The sequence below is a fragment of the Phaeobacter sp. PT47_59 genome, from assembly GCF_028890025.1.
Lineage (GTDB): Bacteria > Pseudomonadota > Alphaproteobacteria > Rhodobacterales > Rhodobacteraceae > Phycobacter.
Window position 1 is genome coordinate 1 of sequence record NZ_JARCJL010000040.1, and the last position, 23,642, is coordinate 23,642.

Annotated in this window: 20 protein-coding genes; 8 read left to right on the top strand and 12 right to left on the bottom strand. The window is 63.3% G+C overall.

Annotated features, from left to right (window positions below; translation table 11 throughout):
* Window positions 1-308: 308 nt before the first annotated feature.
* Window positions 309-1,298 (top strand): complex I NDUFA9 subunit family protein, encoded by a 990-nt coding sequence (locus PXK01_RS20755; protein WP_274848807.1) that lies wholly within the window; start codon window positions 309-311, stop codon window positions 1,296-1,298.
* Between the two features lie 145 nt (window positions 1,299-1,443).
* Here the strand turns inward: PXK01_RS20755 and PXK01_RS20760 are convergent, their stop codons facing one another.
* The 3 genes from PXK01_RS20760 to PXK01_RS20770 form a co-directional block, all read right to left on the bottom strand.
* A complete protein-coding gene (locus PXK01_RS20760) occupies window positions 1,444-3,606 on the bottom strand; it encodes a TonB-dependent receptor (RefSeq protein ID WP_274861578.1) in 2,163 nt (720 codons plus the stop codon).
* Window positions 3,607-3,648: 42 nt separating this feature from the next.
* Window positions 3,649-4,923 (bottom strand): MFS transporter, encoded by a 1,275-nt coding sequence (locus PXK01_RS20765; protein ID WP_274861579.1) that lies wholly within the window; start codon window positions 4,921-4,923, stop codon window positions 3,649-3,651.
* A gap of 248 nt (window positions 4,924-5,171) precedes the next feature.
* Window positions 5,172-5,831, bottom strand: coding sequence for a TetR/AcrR family transcriptional regulator (locus PXK01_RS20770; protein WP_274861585.1), 660 nt, complete (start codon window positions 5,829-5,831; stop codon window positions 5,172-5,174).
* Between the two features lie 228 nt (window positions 5,832-6,059).
* On the opposite strand from PXK01_RS20770, the gene PXK01_RS20775 reads away from it, so the two are divergent.
* A complete protein-coding gene (locus PXK01_RS20775) occupies window positions 6,060-7,334 on the top strand; it encodes an NAD(P)/FAD-dependent oxidoreductase (protein WP_274861580.1) in 1,275 nt (424 codons plus the stop codon).
* A gap of 44 nt (window positions 7,335-7,378) precedes the next feature.
* Here PXK01_RS20775 and PXK01_RS20780 read toward each other — a convergent pair whose 3' ends face one another.
* Window positions 7,379-8,449 carry a zinc ABC transporter substrate-binding protein gene (locus PXK01_RS20780; RefSeq protein WP_274861581.1) on the bottom strand — a complete coding sequence of 357 codons (1,071 nt, stop codon included), beginning with the start codon at window positions 8,447-8,449 and terminating at the stop codon, window positions 7,379-7,381.
* 124 nt (window positions 8,450-8,573) lie between these two features.
* Here PXK01_RS20780 and PXK01_RS20785 point away from each other — a divergent pair, with 124 nt between their 5' ends.
* The 4 genes from PXK01_RS20785 to PXK01_RS20800 all read left to right on the top strand — a co-directional run bounded on the left by PXK01_RS20785 (window position 8,574) and on the right by PXK01_RS20800 (window position 11,604).
* The gene (locus PXK01_RS20785) at window positions 8,574-9,056 is read left to right on the top strand and encodes a Fur family transcriptional regulator (RefSeq protein WP_274848812.1); all 483 of its coding nucleotides are present in this window, start codon (window positions 8,574-8,576) and stop codon (window positions 9,054-9,056) included.
* Complete coding sequence (locus PXK01_RS20790; RefSeq protein ID WP_274861582.1) at window positions 9,053-9,817, top strand: ATP-binding cassette domain-containing protein; 765 nt, start codon at window positions 9,053-9,055, stop codon at window positions 9,815-9,817. The genes PXK01_RS20785 and PXK01_RS20790 overlap by 4 nt, the downstream gene beginning before the upstream one ends.
* A complete protein-coding gene (locus tag PXK01_RS20795; RefSeq protein WP_274861586.1) occupies window positions 9,817-10,626 on the top strand; it encodes a metal ABC transporter permease in 810 nt (269 codons plus the stop codon). The genes PXK01_RS20790 and PXK01_RS20795 overlap by 1 nt, the downstream gene beginning before the upstream one ends.
* Window positions 10,627-10,692: 66 nt before the next feature.
* Window positions 10,693-11,604, top strand: coding sequence for a MurR/RpiR family transcriptional regulator (locus tag PXK01_RS20800; RefSeq protein WP_274848815.1), 912 nt, complete (start codon window positions 10,693-10,695; stop codon window positions 11,602-11,604).
* Here PXK01_RS20800 and PXK01_RS20805 read toward each other — a convergent pair.
* The 3 genes from PXK01_RS20805 to PXK01_RS20815 are packed head-to-tail and all read right to left on the bottom strand — an operon-like array spanning window position 11,601 to window position 15,033.
* Window positions 11,601-13,193: a 5-guanidino-2-oxopentanoate decarboxylase gene (locus PXK01_RS20805; RefSeq protein WP_274848816.1), complete on the bottom strand. Its 1,593-nt coding sequence runs from the start codon at window positions 13,191-13,193 to the stop codon at window positions 11,601-11,603. The genes PXK01_RS20800 and PXK01_RS20805 overlap by 4 nt on opposite strands.
* Window positions 13,190-14,377, bottom strand: a complete 1,188-nt coding sequence (locus PXK01_RS20810; protein WP_274861587.1) for a pyridoxal phosphate-dependent aminotransferase — start codon at window positions 14,375-14,377, stop codon at window positions 13,190-13,192. Before PXK01_RS20810 ends, PXK01_RS20805 begins: the two co-directional genes overlap by 4 nt.
* Window positions 14,378-14,379: 2 nt before the next feature.
* The gene (locus PXK01_RS20815; protein ID WP_274848817.1) at window positions 14,380-15,033 is read right to left on the bottom strand and encodes a TetR family transcriptional regulator C-terminal domain-containing protein; all 654 of its coding nucleotides are present in this window, start codon (window positions 15,031-15,033) and stop codon (window positions 14,380-14,382) included.
* Window positions 15,034-15,299: 266 nt separating this feature from the next.
* Between PXK01_RS20815 and PXK01_RS20820 the strand changes: the two genes are divergently transcribed.
* Together PXK01_RS20820 and metH are read left to right on the top strand one after the other, a co-directional pair.
* Entirely contained in the window at window positions 15,300-16,352 is a 1,053-nt protein-coding gene (locus PXK01_RS20820; RefSeq protein ID WP_274848818.1) for a homocysteine S-methyltransferase family protein, read from the top strand.
* Window positions 16,349-19,075, top strand: coding sequence for a methionine synthase (gene metH, locus PXK01_RS20825; protein ID WP_274848819.1), 2,727 nt, complete (start codon window positions 16,349-16,351; stop codon window positions 19,073-19,075). The genes PXK01_RS20820 and metH overlap by 4 nt, the downstream gene beginning before the upstream one ends.
* Window positions 19,076-19,081: 6 nt before the next feature.
* Here the strand turns inward: metH and modC are convergent, their stop codons facing one another.
* The 5 genes from modC to PXK01_RS20850 all read right to left on the bottom strand — a co-directional run bounded on the left by modC (window position 19,082) and on the right by PXK01_RS20850 (window position 23,389).
* Window positions 19,082-20,179 (bottom strand): molybdenum ABC transporter ATP-binding protein, encoded by a 1,098-nt coding sequence (modC, locus tag PXK01_RS20830; protein ID WP_446728393.1) that lies wholly within the window; start codon window positions 20,177-20,179, stop codon window positions 19,082-19,084.
* A complete protein-coding gene (gene modB, locus PXK01_RS20835) occupies window positions 20,176-20,868 on the bottom strand; it encodes a molybdate ABC transporter permease subunit (protein WP_274848820.1) in 693 nt (230 codons plus the stop codon). Before modB ends, modC begins: the two co-directional genes overlap by 4 nt.
* Window positions 20,869-20,875: 7 nt before the next feature.
* Window positions 20,876-21,658, bottom strand: a complete 783-nt coding sequence (gene modA, locus PXK01_RS20840; RefSeq protein WP_274848821.1) for a molybdate ABC transporter substrate-binding protein — start codon at window positions 21,656-21,658, stop codon at window positions 20,876-20,878.
* 199 nt (window positions 21,659-21,857) lie between these two features.
* The gene (locus tag PXK01_RS20845; protein WP_274861583.1) at window positions 21,858-22,421 is read right to left on the bottom strand and encodes a chemotaxis protein CheD; all 564 of its coding nucleotides are present in this window, start codon (window positions 22,419-22,421) and stop codon (window positions 21,858-21,860) included.
* Window positions 22,422-22,450: 29 nt separating this feature from the next.
* Window positions 22,451-23,389, bottom strand: a complete 939-nt coding sequence (locus PXK01_RS20850; protein ID WP_274861584.1) for a CheB methylesterase domain-containing protein — start codon at window positions 23,387-23,389, stop codon at window positions 22,451-22,453.
* Window positions 23,390-23,642 lie beyond the last annotated feature (253 nt).

Sequence of the window (23,642 nt, forward strand, 5' to 3'; positions counted from 1 at the left end):
GAACCTCCACGTCCATACGGACACTAGCACCTGAAGCTAGCGCGTCTACCAATTCCGCCACCTGGGCAGGTGTCGTGAAGCGGCGTATACGCATCGGCGGCAGGGGCGTCAAACGGATTCTTGCACCCATAGGTCGCGATGGCTCAGGATCGGCCTGACTGGGTCCTGCCACGCAGGGCAGATCGGTCAAACACCCGGTTGAATGGCTGTCATTTATGATGAAACTGCGGTTCGAGTCGAGATTTGCGCCTTGTTTGAAATGATCCGGGCCGCTAGATCGGATCTGGAGCAACTGTAGGAGCCAAAAGATGTCCAAGCTGGTTACGATCTATGGCGGATCCGGTTTTGTCGGTCGCTACATTGCGCGCCGCATGGCCAAGGAAGGCTGGCGCGTGCGCGTGGCGGTGCGCCGTCCCAATGAAGCGATGCACGTAAAGCCCTACGGGGTGCCGGGGCAGGTCGAACCGGTTTTCTGCAACATTCGCGATGATGCCTCTGTCGCTGCGGTCATGCAGGGCGCGGATGCGGTGGTGAACTGCGTCGGCGTGCTGAACGAGCTGGGCAAGAACACCTTTGACGCGGTTCAGGCCGAAGGCGCCGGGCGCATCGCACGGATCGCAGCCGACCAGGGTGTGGATCAGCTGGTGCATCTGTCGGCCATCGGTGCCGATGCCGAAAGCGACAGCGATTACGCCCGCAGCAAGGCCGAAGGCGAAGCAGCCGTGCAGGCGGCCTTCCCGTCCGCGGTGATCCTGCGCCCCTCGATCATCTTTGGCACCGAGGATCAGTTCTTCAACCGCTTTGCCGGGATGACCCGCCTGTCGCCGATCCTGCCGATCGCTGGCGGCGCAACCCGCTTCCAGCCGGTCTATGTGGACGATGTGGCACGGGCCGCGGTCGCCGGTGTTCTGGGCCAGGCCGAACCGGGCGTCTACGAGCTGGGCGGCCCCGAGGTGAAGACATTTGCCGAATTGATGCAGGACATGCTGCAGGTGATCCACCGCCGCCGTATCGTCCTGTCGCTGCCGCGTTTCGTGGCCGGGATCGTGGCGCTTGGCTTTGACATCCTGCAGTTCGTGAGCTTCCAGCTGATCGAGAACAAGGTGCTGACCCGCGATCAGCTGAAGAACCTCGGCCGTGACAATGTGGTCTCTGACGGTGCCAAGGGCTTTGCCGATCTGGGGATCAAACCGTCGCTGATGGGGCCGGTCCTGCCGGATTACCTGTGGAAATTCCGCCCCTCTGGCCAATATGACGAGATGACCGCCTCGGCCCGCAACCTGCGGGGCGACGCCTGAGGTCCGGCATGGATCACGGCAGGTAAAAAGACGAAGATAGATGGGCGCGGAGTTTCGGCTCCGCGCTTTTTCTTTCTCCGCATGCGGACGTGATCGCCTGGATCCGGGACGGCTGTTTGCGTCGCCCCGGCTGTCTGGCCTGTGATCAGAAGGTCATGGAGTAGCCGATCCAGAACCTCCGCCCTTCATCGGCGACCGGAATGAGCTGCCCAGTCAGGGGGTTGGTGCGCACGGATGTGCCGGTCGGGTTCAGCTGGTCGGTGTTGAACAGGTTGTCCACGGCAAAGCTGAATTCCCCCGGGCCGATGTTCTTGGCCATGCGGAGGTTCACGCGGGTGGTCTCCTCCAGTACCTGAACACCGGGCTTGCCGCGTTCGCCGGTATAGACCACCTCACCGGCAAGGCGCAGGCCGTTGGCAAAGATGTAGTCGCCATAGAGCGTGGCCTTGATCGGAGCGCCGATCCGGTTGTTCGGCAGCCAACTGTCGGTGCTGCCATCACCCGTGGTATCGGTGCGCCCTTCAGTGAAGGAGGCGGCGATCCCGAGGTTCAGCGCATCATTGACCGCGAAATCGGCAATGGCCTCGGCACCCCAGGTCTCTTCCCGTTGCTGGGTGATGGTATTGGTGGCGGAGTCGAAGACGGTGCCCTCGTCGGATTCGGCATAAAAGGCCGAGGCCTCGATCTGGAAGCGGTTGCCGCTGTGGCGCAGGCCCAGTTCAAAGGTATCCACGATCTGCGCATCCGGCCCGATCGAGGCAAAGGACACGGTCTGCCCCGGCAGGAAGGGGTTCGCCGCCATGGCGCGGCGGGTGAAGGCGCCCACATCCGGGAGCGAGAAGCCCTGCGAGAAACCGGCGAATAGGCTGGTGGCCGGGGTCAGGTGGTAGACAGCGCCCAGGTTGAACACCACGGCGTCATACTCGAAATCGCCTCCGACGACAGTGACGGCAGGCAGCACGGCCGGGCCGCCCGCGGTCAGCTGCACCGCATCCGGGCGGGTGAAATTGTCGACGCTGAGGTCAAAACGTTCATAGCGCAGCCCGCCGGAGAGTTCGAAATCGCCCAGCTCTGCGTCGACCTGGGCAAACAGGGCGACGCTGTTCTGGGTCATCGGTGCGATCACGTCCTGACCGTCCAGCAGGGTCTGGCGGACATCGTCGCGGCCCAGATCCAGTCCCCAGGTGAGCTGGGTTCCGGCGCCGATCTGCGACCGGACGGTCGAGCGCAGACCATAGGTTTCGGTGTTGAGCTGGCTTTGCGCCAGCGGGTTCTGCGCGGGGTTGACTGTGCTCACCGGGTAATAGAGCGGGTTGGCGATGCCTGCGGGCACAAAGGCGGCCTGACGGCTGTTGTCGGTGGCATAGGCCTGCACTTCCAACTCACCGATGGCCAGGGCAGAGTTCTGGTATTTCAGCGTCAGCGCATTGGTTTCATCCTTCACCGGCGCTCCGGTATAGGGCTGCGTCGTGTCGACGCCGACCGGGTTGGTTAGGTAGTTGGAGAAGAACTCCGGCGTCTGCTCGTAGTGGTTCACATCCAGGCTCAGGTCAAAGCGATGGGCATCGACGGTATAGTCGGCGGCAATGCCCAGGGCGTAGTTCCGGTTGTTGTCACCGCCGCCCTGGCCCACCAGCGGGTCAGAGGGCAACTGGCGCCCTGCGCCGTCGTAACGGTCTCCCATGCCCTTGGTGTTGAGTTCCAGCCGCAGGCCCAGGTTATCAAGGCGCCGGTCATGGGCCAGGAACAGCTCATATCCAAGGCTGCCCGAAGGATCTTCATCCTGGGCCGACAGCCGGGTGATCACCTCGGTCTGGTTCACGTCGCCCGCCTGTTTGGTGACGATATTGATGGTACCGCCGGTGGCACCATTTCCGAACTGGGCGTTGGAACCCTTGATGATCTCGATCCGCTCGACCGAGTTGGGGTTGATCAGGGCCAACTCGCGGTCAAAGCCACGCAGCTCGCTGGTGCGGGCCACGCCGTTGATCAGGATCTGGATGTTGCGGCCGCGCAGGGTCTGGCTGGCGCCAGAGACCGTCCCGTTGGAGACCGACAGGCCGGGCACCAGGTCCGACAGCAGCTTTTCCAGGGTGTCGCCGGTGGCGATCCGGTCCTCCAGATCGGCGCTGGTGATGACCTGGACCGTGCCGGGAATGGCCGAGGCTTCGGAGTTGCTGCGATACGCCGTCACCACGATCGGGTCCAATACGACCACCGATCCATCAGCCTCCTGGGCTGCCAGCGGTGCCGCAGCAAAAAGGGTGGTCAGCGCACTGCCAGCCAGCAGCAGGTTATTCGTTCTCATTGACGTTTCCTTTGGTTGGTGTCCTCCGGAGTGGCTGGCCGATCAGGCTGGCTTGTGCAGCTTGGTGCGCTCCGGGTGTGATTTTGCGAGAAGAACCAGCGCTGCCATGCCGGTGACGAGCGACAGGGCGCAGGCCGTCCAGAACACGAGCGCATATCCCAGGGCCTGTGCCATCACCCCGGCCGCCATCGACCCGGTCATATAGACCAGCAGGTTTGCGCTGGAGAGAATGGTGAAATCGGTCCCGGCCTGGGACAGGGAGGAGACCCGCATGAAGGCGGTGTAAAGCCCGGTGATCTCCATATAGCGACAAAAGGTATTGGCCATGGATAGGGCGACCAGCACCTCATGCGGCATCCCCTGCATGGCAGCCAGGGCAAAAAGGGCAAAGATCAGGGTGCGCAGCGCAACCAGCATGGCAAAGAACAGGCCCAAGCCCCAGCGATTGATGACCAGCATGCCAAGGCCGGCACCCACCAGCCCGACCACAGCCGCCGAGCCGCCGGAAATCAGGCCGATCAGCGACAGGGAAAACCCGGCATCCACCAGGAAGCTCTGCTCCAGCGCCTTGATCAGCCCTTCGGGCAGGCGAAAGATCAGGGCAAACCCCAGGGCCGCCCAGGCGCCGGGGCGGGCAAAGAAGCGGCGCAGCCGGGGGCGCTGCTGCTGTTGGGCAAGATCGGTGTCGATCCTGCGTCCCAGATGTTCGGGGACGGTCAGAAAGGCGGTGACGGCAATCATCGAACATATGCCTGCGGTCAGGACGGCCGTCTGCCAGCCTGCAAGTTCATACAGGACCAACGTGCCGGAGCCGCCGAAAAGAACCCCTGCGGCCACGGCGCTGCTTTGGATGGCATTGCCGCCCGATTGCGCCTGCGGCGGCAGATGTTCGACCGCGTAGCCGTCTGAGGCGATATCCTGCGTGGCCGAGGCCAGTGACATCAGGAACAGAAGCGGAAAGAACAACCCGATATCGGCAATCGGATCCAACAGGGCCAGGCGCGCGACCACGGCAAGAATTGTCAGCTGGGCCGCCAGGATCACCCCCTTGCGGCCAATTCGCGGATGTTGCGACAGCCGGTCGATCCAGGGCGCCCAGAACGCCTTGACCACCCAGGGCAGCATCAGAATGCTGAGGCCCCCGATCACCGACAAGACAGCGCCGCGCGCCCGCAGGATGGGCGGCAGGGCGGCAGCCACCAGATATAGCGGAATGGCCTGCGCCACATAGAGCCCGGTCAGCGCCGCATAGACCCGCGCAACGGGTCTGTGGCGCTGCGCGCCGCAGCCGCGCAGATCCGTCCTGGTTTCCAACATGCCTGTTTGCCTTGCGTCCAATATTCGAAATCAGGCTGATACTAGAGTGATTTAATCAGGAACTTCAACTAAAATGAGCATATGCTCACAAAAATGAAAACATTCATTAAATACAATAATATAATCATATCCCTCCAGCGGCGTAGGAGGACTGGTTCTTGAATGACAGAGGAGGGTGGAATCAAATCGGCTCGTCCCGGGCCTGCCGGTGATAGCACTATCAGGCGAGGCGAGGGGGCTTCCTAGGTCTAGGACAGCTCTTGGTAATCAAAGGCCAGCAACAGCAATTTGCGGCACCATCCGCGGACCTGCTCCTGGTTTCCGGAAGTGACCGTTTGCGCCAGGACCTGCAGGCAGGCAATGGCGGTCTGATTTTGCAGCAGGGCCAGATCATCGGCCAGTTCCGCGGGCGGAAAACAGCCCAGCTTGGTCTGCATTGCCTTGATCCGCTCTACGATCTGCCGCAGGTGCGATTGCTCCAGATCCGCCAGCTCGGGAGAGCTGCCCATGGCGCGGCGCAATTGCCAATGTCCCGGAGAGTTGATCTCGGCCGATCCCGAAAGCGCGTCCAGGATCGCGTCCACGCATTTCTCTTTGGGGTCTCCTGCCTCCATCCGCAGGGTTGCGGCATCCAGGGCATCCAGTGTTTGCACCAGCCAGCGCTGAAACAGCTCGTAGAAAATCGCCTCCTTGTTCGGGAAGAACTGGTAGAGGCTGCCGATGCTGATGCCCGCGTGTTTGGCGATTGCATTGGTGGTGATCTTGTCGGCGGATCCTTCCGAAAGCATGGTCAGCGCCGTATCCAGGATCTTTTCGACTTTGACACGGGAGCGGCGCTGTTTGGCCTCCTTGCGCGGGGACACTGTTGTCTCGCAGGCGGGGGCAATGGTGTCACTGGCGGTGGTCATGAGATCCAAGCTACGTGTCTTTCCGGCGTCAGCGACCTTAGCAGAGAAAATCCAAGAGCTCCACGATAGAGCACGATATGCCCGGTCTGGCCGCAGGCCTGCACGGAATCCGGCTCTGCATTGCCCATGGGCCTTGGCCGGCGCGGGGACGATGTTTTTCCTCTCGGCAGCGGTGGCGGAATGGGGTATCGCCGATATGAGATCGGCATCCGGAACGGGGGAGCGCATTTGACATCTGACCTGTCGTCAAGCCTTTGGCACGATACCTGCCGGGAGCAGGTCTCTGCCCCTCCTTTGAGCGAAGAGGTCACCGCCGATCTGGTGGTCATCGGTGGCGGCTACACGGGCTGTTCCGCCGCGCTGGAGGCGGCGGCCATGGGCGCCGACGTCAGGCTGATCGAGGCAGGCAGTTTCGGCGGCGGCGGGTCGGGTCGCAATGTGGGTCTGGCCAATGCCGGGCTGTGGCTGCCGCCCGAGGATATCAACGCCGAAATTGGTGAAGCGGGTGGGCGGCGCCTGTCGGCTCTTTTGGCGACAGCGCCGGATATGGTCTACGGGCTGATCGAAAAGTATCAGATCGCCTGTGAGCCGGTCCACAAGGGCACCCTGCATTGTGCCCATGCGCCATCGGGCATGAAGGATCTGGAGCGCCGGTTCGCGCAGCTGACCGCCATCGGCGCGCCGGTGCGTCTGCTCGATTCCGAGGAGGCGCAGGCGCGGGTGGGATCGCAGCGGGTCTACGGGGCGCTGTTCGATCCGCGCGCAGGCACCATCCAGCCCTTGTCCTATGCGCGCGGTCTGGCGCGCGCGGCCTCTGCCGCAGGGGCGAGGCTCCATTGTGATACACCGGCCCTCAGTGCGACGCGGAGCGGAGATAGCTGGCAGATCACCACGCCACAGGGACGGATCCGCGCGCGGCATATGATCCTGGCCACCAATGGCTATGCGCTGCAGATCGAGGGGCTGCAAACGCCGGATGTGATCCCGGTGCATTACTTCCAGGCGACGACCGATCCATTGCCGGATGCAGTCCTGGCGCGGATCTTGCCGGGGCTGGAAGGGTGCTGGGATTCGGCGCTGGTGATGTCCTCCTGGCGGCGCGATCAGGCGGGGCGTTTGATTATCGGTGCCATGGGGGCCCTGGATCACATCGGCAAGGGCATTCACCTGAACTGGTTACGGCGCAAGCTTGATAGCCTGTTTCCGGACCTTGCCGACACGCCCCTGCGACAGACCTGGTTTGGCCGTATCGCCATGACCACCGAGCACCTGCCAAAGATCCAAGCGCTGGACGGCGGGTATGCCTGTTTCGGCTATTCGGGGCGTGGGATCGGGCCGGGCACCCTGTTCGGGGCCCGTATGGCGCAGGCCTTGGTGTCGGGGGACGATAGCTGTCTCCCCGTGCGTCCGGTTCAGAGCCATAGCCTGCCCTTTGCCGGGCTACGGCAAGCCTATTACGAGACCGGCGCCACCCTGACCCATCTGGTCAAGGATCGGGTCTGAAAGGAAACAGGCCAGAGCATCTCTGACCTGTTTCATGTCCTGGCTTATTTGCAGCTGGCCATCGCATTGCCCAGGCCGGTGATCAGATCCGTGTAAAAGGTCGGCCCCAGCGGGATCTTGGTTCCGATCGGATCGATCACCACGGTTTTGGCGCCGGTGCCATCCAGAACAGTGGCGACCAGTCCGGGGTTGAATTGCGGCTCTGAGAAGACGCAGGTCACGCCATGGTCTGCCACCGCGTCCCGGATTTCCGCAATCCGCGCAGGGCTGGGATCCGATGCATCGCCTAGGGAAATTGCCCCCGCCGAGGACAGTCCGAAGCTGTGCTCGAAATACTGATAGGCGTCGTGGAACACGATAAAGTTCTGTGTGCGGAAGGGCTCAAGCGTTGCATTCACCTGCTGCACCGCCGCTTCGATCTCGACCTTGCCCGCATCAGCGTTGCCCCGGTAGGCGTCGGCGTTGTCCGGGTCCAGTTCGGCCAGTTCCTCGGCAATCACCGTCAGCCAGGTCTGGGCGTTCGCCGGTGCCAGCCAGATGTGGGGATCGGTGCCGTCGTGGGAATGCCCCTCGTGATCGTCATGACCGGCGTGATCATCATGCTTTTGATGATCATGGTCGTCGTGCCCGTCATGATCCGCGTGGTCATCGTGGCCGTGCTCGTCTTCATGCGCGTGATGATCATCGTGATCGTCATGGGTTTCGTGGTCGTCGTCGTGATGGTCTTCATGATCATCACCGTGGTCGTGCTGTTCGAAGGTTGCGCCGCTGCGGAACTCCAGCGTCAGGGTTCCTTTGGCCTTAAGCAGCTCGATCACATGAGCATCAGAGGCAAGTGTTTCCAGCGGGCCTTCCAGCCAGGGTGTCAGGGCTTCACCCACCCAGACCACCAGATCCGCCTGATCCAGTGCCTGCGCCTCGGAGGGGCGCATGGAGTAGCCATGGGGCGAGGCCCCGGGCTGCACCACCAGATCCGGTTCGCCGACGCCCTGCATCACGCGCGCCACCAGCCCATGCACAGGCGCGATATCGGTCGCAACCCGAGGAACATCCGCCAAGGCCATGCTGCCACCGAACACGAGCGGAAGCGCCGCCGCGTATGATTTGCCTTTCATTCCCACAGTCCTCTTGTTGGAAGTGTGTAATTATATAACATCACGTGGCTTGATAAGCGTCATAACATTACATATCAAGTGTAAAACGACGCCCTGCAATCCAGCCCGCGCGGAGACGGTCCCGATGGAAACGATCGGTTTTGAAACCCATGATCACAGCAGTTGTATCCACGACTGCATTGCCACCGTGGATGCGGATTGCAAGGCGCGGGGGTTGCAGTTCACACCGGTGCGCCGCCGGGTGCTGGAAATCCTGTTGCAGGAGCATCGCGCGCTGGGCGCATATGAAATCCTGGATCGCCTGCGCGAAGAGGGGCTGGGTTCGCAGCCGCCGGTGGCTTACCGGGCGCTGGATTTCCTCGTGAAGAACCGCTTTGCTCATAAGATCGAACGTCTGAACGCCTTTATTGCCTGCACCCATCCCGGCGACAAACACGCGCCCATTTTCATGATCTGCCGGATCTGCAACGCCGTGGCCGAGGTGCACACCGATCCGACCCAGGGCCAGTTGGGCGATGCGGCACGGGCGGCCGGCTTTGTGATCGAGCGTACGGTGGTCGAAGCTGAAGGCATCTGCCCCAAGTGCCAGAAGGCAGAGGCTGCATGAGCCTTGTGGCGCTGAAGGGCCTGTCGGTGCAATACGGCGGCAATACGGTCCTGTCCAATGTGAACTTCTGCATCGAACCGGGCGAGATCGTGACCGTGGTCGGCCCCAATGGATCGGGCAAGTCAACGCTGTTGCGCAGCATCATCGGTGCCTTGAAACCGAGCCGGGGCGATGTCACCCGCGCGCCGGGCCTGCGCATCGGTTACGTGCCGCAAAAGCTGCATATCGATGCCACCCTGCCGCTGACCGTGCGCCGGTTTCTGAGCCTGCCGAACCGGGTCAGCGACTCCCGTGCCGACGCTGCCCTGCATCAGGCGGGTGCCGGACCTTTGGCAAAGCGGCAGATGTCGGGCCTGTCCGGTGGCCAGTTCCAACGCGTGCTGCTGGCGCGCGCCTTGCTCAGCGATCCGCAACTGCTGATCCTGGATGAGGCGACGCAAGGTCTGGATCAGCCGGGCTCTGCCGCCTTCTATCAACAGATCGCCGAAGTGCGCGCCGAACTGGGCTGTGCGGTGCTGATGGTCAGCCATGAATTGCACGTGGTGATGGCCGCTTCCGACCGGGTGATCTGTCTCAATGGTCATATCTGCTGCGAGGGCGAGCCCGAACATGTCGCCTCGGCGCCCGAATATCGGGCCCTGTTCGGAACCGGAACGCAGGGCGCGCTTGCGCTGTACCGGCACGAGCACAATCACACCCACGATCATGGCCCGGACTGCGATCACGATCACGGTCCTGCCCAGAAGGACAGGGCGTCATGATGAGCCTCCTCGACAGTTTCCTGATCCGCGCGGCGCTGGCCGGGATCGGTGTTGCCCTGGCCGCGGCACCCTTGGGGTGTTTCGTGGTCTGGCGCCGCATGGCCTATTTCGGCGATGCCACTGCCCATGCCTCGATTCTGGGTGTGGCGCTGGCCCTGTCCTTTGACACCTCGATCTTTGCGGGCGTTCTGGTCACTTCGCTGGTGATGGCAACCACGGTTTCGACGCTCAGCAACCGCGGCTATGCCATGGATACGCTGTTGGGGGTGCTGGCGCATTCTTCGCTGGCCTTCGGCCTGGTGGCAGTCTCCTTCCTGCAAGGGGTGCGGGTCGATCTGATGACCTATCTCTTTGGCGATATCCTGGCGGTGGGCCGGGTCGATCTGGCGGTGATCTGGGGCGGCGCGGCACTGGTTCTGCTGCTCTTGTGGGCGCGCTGGTCGGCGCTGCTGACGGCAACGCTGAACCCGGATCTGGCCTATGCGGCCGACATTGATCCGAAACGAGAGCAGATGGTGCTGACCATCGCACTGGCCCTTGTGGTGGCTGTCGCGATCAAGGTGGTCGGAGTTCTGCTGATCGCGGCGCTTTTGCTGATCCCCGCGGCCACGGCGCGTCCCTTTGCTTCCACGCCCGAACGCATGGCGCTGATCGCCGCCTGCATCGGAGGTCTGTCTGCCCTCGGAGGGCTGCAGCTGGCCTTCACCTTTGACACGCCGACCGGACCGACGATTGTCTGCCTGGCGGCGGTGCTCTTTGCCGCCTCCAGCCTGGGGGATGTGTTGCGGCGGACGGCCTCGCGCGGATAAGGGTCATTGTGCTGGAACAAATGATTTTTTGTTGCCATTGGGCACACCTTTGGTCTTAGTCATGCCATGGATCCGCAGCTTGACCCGAAACAGACCACTCGGCTGATTGCCACGCTGAAGGCGGGGATCTCCGAGATGCCGCCGAAACTGGCGACGGCGGCGAAATACATCATCGACAACCCCGGCGATTTTGCGCTCGACCCTGTCCGTGTGACGGCCCAGAAGGCCGGGATCAGCGCCAACACCTTGGTGCGGCTGGCCGAATTCCTTGGCTTTGACAGTTTCGAGGCGCTGCGCAGCCCCTTTCGTGCCGACCTTGTCACCGGGCAGGAGGCGGGCCTTGGCGAAGACTGGCTGACCCAGATGCAGAGTTCAGGCGCGCCCGCCGCCGCGCTGCAGGCGCGCGCCGCGCGCAATGAAATCAATATCGTCGCGCGCTCTTTGCGCCTTATGACGCCCGAACGCACCGCTGCCATCGTCAAGACCCTGACCGGGGCGCGCAGATGCTATGTGACGGCAACGCGCGCCTCTTATGCCTTGGCGCATTATTTTCACTACGTGGGGCGCATGGCACTGCCGGATCTTGATCTTGTGCCGCGCCACATGGGCTCGGCCATCGATGATCTGATCGATCTGTCGGACCAGGACTGCCTGATCGCGATCACCTTTGCGCCCTATTCATCCGGCACCATCCAGGCGCTCCGCATGGCGGCAGAGCGCAAGGCCAAGGTGGTGCTGATCTCGGATAGCGAAGTCATTGCACCCGGCATTCACGCCGATCACGTGCTGGCGGTCTCCTCCAACTCGATCCATGCCTTTGGCGCCTATGGCGGCGCCATGGCAGTGCTGGAGTGTCTTCTGACCCACCTGATCGAGGCGGGTGGCGAGGAGGCGCGCCGCCGCATCGAATCATACGAAGACCTGCGCCAGGACAGCGGCGCCTATTGGAGCGCGAAACTGCCCCGCGCGCGGCGTTAGGGCGCGAGTATCTCGATCATCGACGGGCCGCCATCCCCCGGCATTGCCTTCAGCGCCGCGGCCACCAGCGCGGGGTCTGGGCCGACCGCCCGATGGGGGATGCCAAAGGATCTGGCCGTGACGGCGAAATCCGGCGGGGTCGGATCGCAGCCCACCACCGTGACGCCGACATCCTGCATCGAGGTGGCAATTTCGCGGTAGCCGTGGTTGTTCCAGATCACGAAGGTGACCGGCAGGCGCTCTTCCACCGCCACCATGATTTCCGGCAGGGTGAACTGGGCGCCACCATCGCCAAGGATCGAGAGGACCCGCTGCCCCGCTGCGCCGATTGCGGCGCCGATGGCCGCGGGGATGCCATAGCCAAGCGCGCCATATCCGGTCGCCGCATTGAACCAGCCGCCGGGGCGGTCGTGATCGTAGTAGAGGTTGCCCGCATAGATCGGCTGGGTGGAGTCCCCGACCATGATCGACCCCGGCAGCGCATCGCGCATGGCGTTCAGGATTTCGACCTGCGCGCGGTAGTCCGGGCCGAGTTCCTCTATCGCCGCCACGCGGGTCTTGGCCGCGCGATCTGCGCCGCCTGTCTCAGCGCTCCCGTCAGGAAGGGCCGCAAGCAGAGCATCGGTAAAGACCCCTGCCGCGCAGTGAACGGCGATGTCCGCCGGATGGCGCGCCAGTTGCTGCGCACAGAGATCGACACGGATCAGATGGGCCATCTTCGGCATGCTGCCGGTGGCGTACATATCGTAGTCCGTGGGCCCCAGTTCAGTGCCAAGGGCCAGCACCACGTCGGCCTCTGCGATCAGGGCGCGGGTTGCTGACAGGCTGGGGCTGGCCGGAACCGACAGGGGATGGGCATGGAGCAATCCGCGCGCATTGACCGTTTGCACCACAGGCGCGTTCAGCCGTTCCGCAAGGGTGCGCAGTCCCTCGCCAGCTTCCCTGGCACCGCCGCCGACAAGGATCAGCGGGCGCTGTGCCTCTTGCAGCTGCTCTGCCGCTTGGGTGACAAGATCGGGGTCGGGACGGTTCTGTTGAGAGCGGGTCGGCGCGGCCACTTCATCGGCCGCCAGTCCGGCGACATCCAGCGGGATCTGGATATGGGTCGGCCCGGGGCGTCCTGTTGAAAATGGCTCAAAAACCTTGTTTAGAGCCGTATTCAGCGCCTTTGGATCGTCCAGATGCTCAGACACCAACGCCACGGTCGAGGCCAGAGCGTGCTGGTCGGGCAGCTCGTGCAGGTGGCCCATCCCCCGGCCCAGCGAAGGGCGTGCATTGACACCCGAAACGACCAGCATCGGCACCGAATCCGCCCGCGCCTGCGCCATCGGAGTCAGCGTGTTGGTCAGCCCCGGCCCCGTGATGACAAAGGCAACACCGGGCTTGCCCGTGACGCGGGCATAGCCATCGGCCATGAAGCCTGCGCCCTGTTCATGGCGCGGCGTGACATGGCGCAGCCCCGAGGCTGCCAGTCCCCGGTAAAGCTCCACCGTGTGAACGCCCGGTATCCCGAAGACGCAGGTTACCCCGCGCGCCTTCAGACCGGCGACCAGCTGTTCGCCAAGGGTGCTAGTGTGATGGGTGCTCATGCGACGGCCTGTTTGGCGGCTTGCGCATGGGCAATGATGCGGGCAATCGCGCTGTCAAAGCGGTCATCCTCGATGGTGAGCGCCACCCGCACCCAGGCGTTCAGGCGCTCCCCGAAGGAGGCACCCGGCATCACGGCCACCCCGCCGTTTTGCAACAGATCCAGCGCATAGGTCTCTCCGTCCTGTCCCAGGGCCGAGACATCGATCATTGCGAACATGCCGGCCTCGGGGCGGTGCACACGCAGCGCGGTTTGCGCATGCAGCTGATCCGCCAGACGCGCGGCCCGCGCCGCGAAACGCGCCGCCATGCCCGGTGCCACCGGCGATCCTTCGCGGATTGCCTGTTCCGTCATATCGGCAATGAAGGGCTGGTTGCCGAACAGCATGGTCTCGGCAAAGGGCAACAGCGCATCGCAGAAGGCCTTGGAGGCCACGCACCAGCCGCTGCGAAAACCGGGGGCGGCATGGGATTTCGACAGCGAGGACACCGCGATCACACGATCGGCGATCTCCTCATGTGCCAGGGGCGAGGTGAACGTGGCGCCTTCGAAGACCAGATCGGCATAGACCTCGTCCGAGATGATCCAGAGGTCATGCTTCAGGGCCAGCGCGCCAATGGCGGCAATATCGTCACGCGTCAGGATCGACCCGGTGGGATTGTGCGGCGTGGTCAGCAGGATTGCGCGGCTCTTCGGGGTGATGCGGGCGGCAATGTCTTCGGCCTGCATGCGGAACCCATGCTCGGGGCGCAGGGGAACGGGCACCATATCGGCGCCGGTGGCGCGAATGACGCCTTCATAGGTGGCATACATGGGATCGCCCACCAGCACCTCGTCGCCGTGCTGCGCGACACCGGCCATGACCGCAAAAAGCGCGGTCTGGGTGCCGGGAAAACACATGATATTGTTCGGCTCAAACCGGCGCCCCATGCGGGAGGTGTAATTCTCCGCCAAAGCGCTGCGCAGGTTGATCTCACCGCGCCCGTCGGAATAGCCGGTCCGGCCTGTCTGCATGGCCTGGGTGGCCGTATCCAGCAGGGATTGAGGCACCGGCACGTCCGGCTCTCCGATGGTCATCTCGATCACATCGGTGCCTGCCTCGGCCAGCGCGCGCGCCTTGAAATGCACGTCCCATTTGGCGCCACCCAGCCCGGCCAGGCGGGTCATCACATCGGTTGTCTTCATGGTCATTCCATCTGTTCCTGAGCAATGCTGTGCAAATTCAATCCGGTTATGGCGCCGACCGAGGTCAGGCCGATCCGCGGCAGCTCTCCGGGTTCAAAGGCCTCGGGCAGGGCGCCACCTTCCAGCCACAGCCCGTCGATCACCGCGTTCGCGGCGATGGCATGTCGGCGCAGCGTCGCAGCGTCGATCGGGGTGCCAGCCTCCCGCAGGGCATCCGCGATCAGCGCCTCAAGCCGGTCGCGAAAATCCGTGTAGGTCTTGGCATGGATCCTGTGCATGTCCGGATCCTGTTGCACGGTGTTGAGAAACCCGGCCCAGAGCGCGACCGAACGGGCATCGACCACTGGCGGCGTCAGCGAGGCCGTGACAAAGGCCGCCAGCCGTTCAAGCGCCGAGCCGCCATTGCGATTGGCAAGCCTTGCGGCCAATTCGGTCAGGCCGGTCATGTGGTGGTCATAGGCGGCACTGATCAGCTCTTCCTTGGAGCTGAAATAGTGCCGGATCAGACCCTGTGTCACATCGGCGCGCTCGGCGATGGCCCGTACCGTTGCCCCGCGCAGGCCCTTGTCGGCCACCAGATCCAGGGTGGCTTCGATCAGGGCGGTCTTGCGGGCTTCAGGCGCCTCGCGGGTGAATTTGCGGCGGTCTTCGCTCATGGCTCTCTGGCAGGAAGTAATTATACGTCTGTATAAATACCATTGCCCGGGCGCAATGCAAGGCCAATGAATGGCGCTGGTGCAGGCTTTGCCCAAGCCGCAGCGGTCTTTCCGCCGGGCAGGCAAAGGGGGCGATCGCCAAGGGTCAGGGAGCACGCGCCCGACAACATGAGCGTTCCTCATAAAGTATAGAAGATAAATTCAGTGGTATGCATGTTTCCGCTCCCCTACATAGGCGGTTCAACCGATGACGGGATTGCGTACCCATGCTCCATTTCTCCTTGCCCGAAGATCCTTGCCTTGCCGAATTGCGCGCGCTTGCCGCCGAGCGCATCCTGATCCTGGATGGGGCGATGGGCACGATGATCCAGACCCTGCACATGACCGAGGAAGATTTCACCGGTAACGGTCACATCCACGGGCCGGGGTGTCGCCATCACTACCACCCGGATCACCCGCAGAAAGGCAACAACGACCTGCTGGTTCTGACCCAGCCCCAGGCGGTGGAGGATATCCAGTTCACCTTTGCCATGGCCGGGGCGGATATACTCGAGACCAACACGTTTTCCTCCACCTCGATCGCCCAGGCCGATTACGGGCTGGAGGCGGCGGTGCATGACCTCAACGTCGCCGGTGCCCAGGTTGCGCGGCGGGCAGCGGATCGCGCTCAGGCCGAAGACGGGCGCCGCCGTTTCGTGGCCGGCGCCGTGGGACCGACCAACCGCACCGCCAGCATCAGCCCCGATGTGAACGATCCCGGATACCGTGCCACCAGTTTTGACGAGCTGCGCCAGGCCTATGGCGCGCAGATCGACGGGTTGATCGAGGGCGGCTCCGACCTGATCCTGATCGAGACGATCTTTGATACGCTCAATGCCAAGGCCGCGATCTTTGCGGCCTATGAAAGCTTTGCCAAGGTCGGGCGGCGCCTGCCGATCATGATTTCGGGCACCATTACGGACGCCTCGGGGCGCACCTTGTCGGGGCAGACCCCGACCGCTTTCTGGCATTCGGTGTCCCATGCGCGGCCCTTTACCGTGGGCCTCAACTGTGCCCTGGGGGCCGCGGCCATGCGCCCGCACCTGGCTGAACTTGCAGGCGTGGCAAACTGCCTGATCTGCGCCTATCCAAACGCCGGGCTGCCCAATGCCTTTGGCCAATATGACGAAACTCCGGACCAGACCGCCGCGCAGGTGGCGGACTTCGCCCGCGAGGGGCTGGTGAACGTCGTAGGCGGCTGCTGTGGCACCACCCCCGACCACATTCGCGCGATTGCCGAGGCGGTCGCCCCCTTCGATCCACGGAAGGTCTCCGCATGACCCGCTATCTGTGCCTGTCTGGCCTCGAACCCTTTGTCCTGACCCCTGACATTCCCTTCGTGAACGTCGGCGAGCGGACCAACGTCACCGGCTCGGCCCGCTTTCGCAAGCTGATCGTCAACCGTGACTATGCCACCGCCCTGGATGTGGCCCGCGATCAGGTCGAGAACGGCGCCCAGATCATCGACATCAACATGGATGAGGGGCTGATCGATTCCAAACAGGCGATGATCGAGTTCCTGAACCTTGTCGCCTCGGAGCCCGATATCGCCCGGGTGCCGATCATGATCGACAGCTCCAAATGGGAGGTGATCGAGGCCGGCCTGCAATGCGTGCAGGGCAAATCGGTGGTCAACTCCATCAGCCTGAAAGAAGGCGAAGAGGCCTTCCGCCATCACGCGGGCCTGTGCCTGGCTTATGGTGCGGCTGTGGTGGTCATGGCCTTTGACGAACAGGGTCAGGCCGACACGTTCGAACGCAAGACCGAGATCTGCGCCCGCGCCTATCGCATCCTGGTCGACGAAGTGGGCTTCCCGCCCGAGGATATCATCTTTGATCCCAATGTCTTTGCCGTGGCGACGGGGATCGAGGAGCATGACAATTACGGCGTCGACTTCATCGAGGCGACCCGCTGGATCCGCGCCAACCTGCCCCATGCCCATGTTTCGGGCGGGGTGTCCAACCTGTCCTTCAGCTTCCGCGGCAACGAACCCGTGCGCGAGGCGATGCATGCGGTGTTCCTTTATCATGCGATCAAGGTCGGCATGGATATGGGCATCGTCAACGCCGGGCAGCTGGCGGTCTATGACCAGATCGATCCCGAATTGCGCGAGGCCTGCGAGGACGTGGTGCTGAACCGCCAGCCGAAATCGGGCGGCACCGCCACCGAACGCCTGCTGGAGGTTGCCGAACGCTTCCGGGGCGGCGCCCGCGAGGAAAAGCAGCGCGATCTGGCCTGGCGCGACTGGCCGGTGGAAAAGCGGCTGGAACATGCGCTGGTCAATGGCATTACCGAATTCATCGAAGAAGACACCGAAGCCGCCCGGCAGATGGCGGAACGCCCCCTGCATGTGATCGAGGGCCCGCTGATGGCCGGGATGAACGTGGTGGGCGATCTCTTTGGCGCGGGCAAGATGTTCCTGCCGCAGGTGGTGAAATCCGCGCGCGTGATGAAACAGGCGGTGGCGGTTCTGCTGCCTTACATGGAAGAGGAAAAGCGCCAGAATGGCGGCGAGGGGCGGCAGTCGGCGGGCAAGGTGCTGATGGCGACGGTCAAGGGTGATGTGCATGACATCGGCAAGAACATCGTCGGCGTCGTTCTGGCCTGCAACAACTACGAAATCGTCGATCTGGGCGTGATGGTGCCGCCGCAGAAGATCCTGGAAGTCGCCCGCGAGGAAAAGGTCGATGCGATCGGTCTGTCCGGCCTGATCACCCCGTCCTTGGATGAAATGGTGCATCTCGCCTCCGAGATGGAGCGGGAGGGGTTCGATATTCCCCTGCTGATCGGCGGCGCCACCACGTCGAAGGTGCATACCGCCGTGAAGATCGCGCCGAACTACTCCGGCCCTGCGGTCTATGTGCTGGACGCCAGCCGCGCCGTGGGTGTGGTGGGCAACCTCCTGTCCGAAACCAATAAGGCGGATTATGTCGCGGGCCTTCGCGAGGAATACGCTGAAGTGGCCGAGCGGCACGAAAGGGCCGAACGCGCCAAGGAACGCCTGCCCTTGGCCACCGCACGGGCCAATCCGGCGCAGATCGACTGGTCCGGCTATTCCGTGCCTGCCCCTTCCTTCACCGGCCATCGCGTGATCGAAGATTGGGATCTGGCCGAGATCGCTCGCTACATCGACTGGACCCCCTTCTTCCGCACCTGGGAGCTGAAGGGCGTCTACCCGAAGATCCTGGAGGACGAAAAACAGGGCGAGGCGGCGCGCGGGCTTTTTGCCGATGCGCAGGAGATGCTGAAGCGGATCATCGCGGAACGCTGGTTTGCGCCGCGCGCCGTGGTTGGCTTCTGGCCCGCCAATGCCACGGGCGACGACATCCGTCTTTACGAGGGGGAGGACAGATCTGAGGTTCTCGCCACGTTGCACACGCTGCGCCAGCAGCACGCCAAACGCGCAGGTAGGCCCAATGTGGCGCTGTCGGATTTTGTCGCGCCCGAAGGCACGGTACCCGATTATGTCGGCGGCTTCGTGGTGACCGCGGGCCCCGAAGAGGCAGAGATCGCCGCGCGGTTCGAACGTGAGAATGACAATTACGCCTCGATCATGGTCAAGGCGCTTGCCGACCGGTTTGCCGAGGCGATGGCCGAGATGCTGCACGAAAGGGTGCGGCGCGAGCTGTGGGCCTATGCGCCGGAGGAAGGGTTTGATCCGCAGGAGCTGATCGGCGAGCCCTACCGTGGTATTCGCCCGGCCCCCGGCTATCCGGCGCAGCCGGACCACACCGAGAAGCTGACCCTGTTCCGCCTTCTGGATGCCGAGGCAACAACCGGTGTGGAGCTGACCGAAAGCATGGCGATGTGGCCGGGTTCCTCCGTTTCGGGTCTCTATATCGGCCATCCCGACAGCTATTATTTCGGCGTTGCCAAGGTCGAGCGCGATCAGGTGGCCGATTATGCCGCCCGCAAGGGGCTGGAGATGGCCGAGGCAGAGCGCTGGCTGGCGCCGATCCTGAACTATGTGCCGAAGGCTGGGAAATCAGTGGCGGCCGAGTAATAGCTCTCAAGACGCGGCGGCAGGGCCGCCGACATCGCCGGGTGCGATGGCCACCGATTTCACCACGGCGTAGCAACTGCCGCCCTCCTGCAGGTCCAGTGCCTGCGCCGAGCGTTTGGTGACGCGTGCCAAAATGCGCCCGGCCGGCGTTGCCAAAGACACCATGGCGCCGGGGCCTTCGCCGGTGCGGATCTGCTCGATGGTGCCGGGCAGGATGTTCAGCGCCGAAAGGCCAGTGGGTTTCTGCCGCGACAGGATCACCTCATGGGCGGCGATGCGGACCCGGACCCGTTCGCCCGGCGCCTGAGGGATCCTTGGAAGGAACAGCGCAATGCCGCCTGCGTCCAGCTCGCTGAGGCCATCGGCGTGATGGGCGGTGACGCGGGTTTCCAGCAAGGCGCCGACCGCGCGCACGCCTGCAGGCATCACCGTGGGATCGCTCAGGATCTCGGCGGCGGGTCCCTGTTTCACCGTCTTGCCGTCCTGCAGCACCACGACCGTGGTGGCCAGGCGGGCCACTTCCGCGGCCGAGTGGCTGACATAAAGCACCGGCACGCCGGTCTCATCCCGGAGCCGTTCGAAGTAGGGCAGGATCTCGGCCTTGCGGGCCTCGTCCAGCGCGGCCAGAGGTTCATCCGCCAGGATCATGTCCGGCGCGGACAGGAGCGCCCGGCCAATGGCAACCCGTTGCTTTTCCCCGCCCGACAGCCCGCCGGGGCGCCGATCCAGTAGCGGCCCGATCCCCAGCATGTCGACAATCCGCTCCAACTCGGCGCGGGGGGCGTTGCGGGGGGCGAACCAGCGGCCAAACAGCAGGTTCTGCCGCACGGTCAGATGGGGAAACAGTCGGCCCTCCTGAAAGACATAGCCAATCCGGCGGCGGTTCGGGGGCAGGCAGACGCCGTTTTTGGTATCGCAGAGAACCCGGTGCTTCAGCGCCACGCGACCCGCATCCGGGCGCAGCAGGCCTGCGACCGCATTGACCACCGTCGTCTTGCCCGAACCGGAGCGACCGAAGAGCACGGTGATGCCCGGTGGCGCCTCAAAGGCCACATCCAGGTTAAATCCATCCCGTGCGTGTTTCACCTCGACCGACAGCATCATGCCCCTCCGATCCGTTTGGCGGCCTTGCGGGCCAGCAGCTCGGACAGGAGAAGGGCTGCCATGGCAATGGCGATGGAGATCAGCACCAGCCGGGTCGCAGGACCTTCTCCGCCAGGGGTCTGGAGGAAGGCGTAGATCGCCGATGGCAGCGTCTGGGTCTGGCCCGGAATGTTCGACACAAAGGTGATGGTGGCGCCAAATTCCCCCATCGCCTTGGCAAAGGCGAGGATGGCACCGGCGATCAGCCCCGGCAGGATCAGGGGCAGGGTCACGGTCAGAAACACCCAAAGACGCGATGCGCCGAGGGTGGCCGCGGCCTGCTCCAGCTTGGGATCAACCGCCTCGATCGACAGCCGGATGGCGCGCACCATCAGGGGAAATCCCATGATTGCAGCGGCGAGGGCGGCGCCGGTCCAGCGAAAGGCCAGCACAATCCCGAAATCCTGCAACAGCCCGCCGACCGGGCCCTGAGTGCCAAAGGTCAGAAGCAGCAGATATCCGGTCACCACCGGCGGCAGGATCAGCGGCAGATGCACCAGGCCGTTGAGCAGCTGCTTGCCGGGGAAGGCCCAGCGTGCCAGTGCAAAGGCGATCAGTAGGGCAAGGGGCAATGCGATCAGCGTGGCCCAGAAGGAGACCCTCAGCGACAGGGCGACCGCTTGCCATTCTTCCGGACCAAGCCCCTCCATCCCGGCGTCAGTCCACTAGGGTGGAAAACCCCTGTTCCGCCAGAAGGGCCTGCGCGGCGGGGGTTTTCAGGTAATCAAGAAACGACAGCGCTGCGGGGTTTCCCCCCGGAGCGATGGCGGCGGCGGGGTAGATGATCTTGGGATGGCTGTCTTTGGGAAAGGTGGCGATCACGCTGACCGCATCGCTGGCTCTTGCGTCTGTTGCGTAGACAATGCCAAGCGGGGCCTCTCCGGTAGCCACCAGTGCCAGCGCGGCCCGGACGTTGTCGGTCTGGGCCACCTGTGCGGCCACATCTCCCCATAAACCCAGGGATGTCAGCGCAGCCTTGCCATAGATCCCGGCGGGGACCGCCTCGGTCAGCGCCATGGCCAGCCGCCCGTCCCCAAGGGCTGCGACCAGGTCAAAATCCGGCGACAGGGTGATCGGGGGCTGCGTTCCATGGGCGATCAGAACCAGCCTGTTGCCGGTCAGATCAAAACGCGTTTTCGGCAGGATCCGCCCCTTGGCCTCCAGATGGTCCATCCAGGCGGGATTGGCCGAGATATAGACATCCGCCGGCGCGCCGCGTTCGATCTGACGGGCCAGAACCGAGGATCCCGCCAGCGAAAGAACCACCCGGTCGCCCGCGGCGGTTTCAAACTCCGAGGCAATGCGCTGCACGGCGTTGGTCAGGCTGGCCGGGGCAAAGACGGTCACCTGCCCGGCCTGCACGATGGTGGGGAAAAGGGCTGCCAGACAATATCCCAGCATGGCAGCCAGAAACCGGCGGCGAATGCGGGACAGGATCATGGGCGGCCTCGCGGATCTGTTGCGTGTCCTTCCGGGGTACCCCTGCCCCCGGAGCGGAGCAAGGACTAATTCTCGTTTCACGCGTGCGCAACCAGTGTCAAAACTCTCCAGTTCCACCACAGGCAAAGACCGGCAGCGCAGGGCGGCCGGTCCAGGTGTTGTGTCGACTTCAAGGCGTTTTGGACGCCCGCATGTATTGTCAGAACAGGGTCAGATCGCCTGCGCCAGCGGGGGCTGCTGCGGGTGCCGGTGTCGGTGCCGCGCGGGCTGCCGCCACTTCCTGCTCGCCCAGACGGCGATCGTTTGCCACCCGTGTCTGCTGCGCGCTGCCGCTGGTGGGATGAAACCGCACCCGACGGGCAGAGGTGCCGCCAACGCTGGAGGAAATGCAGGGAATGCCTTCATCCTTCAGAAACTGCTGCACGAATTGCGCGTTCGAGGCGCCAATGTCCGAGAGATTCACCGACATCTTGGCGCCACCAAAGACCTTGGCCTTCAGATTGCGACGCTCGGCGCCCTTTTTCATGATTCCGTTGATCAGAAGCTCCATGGCGTGGATGCCATAGCGCGCGCTTACAGCACCGCCATTGGCATTGGCAAGCAGGAAATGATTCATCCCACCCACACCATTTTCCGCATCATAGATGCAAGCTGCAATACAGGATCCCAGAACGGTCGAGAATACGACCGAGGGATCTTTGGACACACGGTATTCCCCCTGCAGGATCGTAACCGAGGTGGTGTTGGCGAATACTGAGGTCACAGCAGTGGTCTCCTTGTTAAAATACCTGCTCAGGCTTTGGCGGCCTGAAGAACGGCTCCGGCCATGCGAGCAAGCGATACTTGTTTTTCTGCAGCTCCAGTTTCCCACGCAACTCTTGGCATTCCATAAACGACCGAGGATTTTTCATCCTGTGCAAAAGTTCTTGCACCCGCCTTGCGCAATGCCAAAAGTCCTTTTGCGCCGTCCTGGCCCATGCCGGTCAGGATTGTTGCAACCACATCCTTTCCATATGGCACTGCAGATGTGAACAAAGCGTCAACGGAGGGCGTGTGGCCGGAAATTGGCGGTCCGTCCTTCATGCGCAGACGGATAGGTTTGCGGGGGGACAGACCCATATGCCGTGATTGACCGGCAGCCACATAGACGTGACCCGGCTGTATCTGCACCCCGTCCTCTGCCGCGACAACCTTTGCCGCACAGATGCGATCCAGCAGGGATACCAGGCCGGGGCCGAAATTCTTGCCGGTGTGTTGTACGATCAGCGTGGGCGGGCAATCCTGGCTGAAACCGACCAGAACGCTGCGCAGCGCTTCAACACCGCCGGTGGAAGAGCCAATCAGGATGAGCTTCTTGAAGTCCCGTACCGCAGGGGCCGGTCTGGCTGCGGGGGATCGGCTCGGAGCGCCGCGGCGCGGCGCCTTGACCATCATGTCGTAGTATTGTGCGAAATCGCGCGGGCTGTCGGCCTTTGTCAGTTCGAAAATCCCGGCGCCAACGTTCAGAAGCGGGGAGGACGTGCGCGCAGGCGTGGCGCCGGGGCTGTCCATGACCGAGACCCAGCGCGTATCGACCGCGGAAAACAATGCAAGCATCATTTCGAATTCGGGAAGCCGGGTGAAGCCGTCTTCCACAAAGGCAAACGTAGGCTGTGCCGCCTCGGCCTGATTGTATGCCATCATCAGGTTGTTGGCCAAAAGAACCTTCATCCCGGGATAGGCGGATTCCATGTGGCTCTGCAAAGACCTGGCAAATGTTCGATCAGTTGTGATGATGAGAAGATTCTGAGACGTCAATGCTGCACCCAGTTACGTTTGTCCGGCTTTCACCGAATAGTTTCACAATAATCGGGGCGCAGGAGAGCGCCCCGGAGAGTTGGTCGTTAAAAATCCTGCCATTTGTCCAGGGCGGCATTGCCGTCGGTGCCGGTTGCGGCGGCCGGGGTGACGTCGCTGAAATCCCAGTCGTCGTCGCCATGGGCCG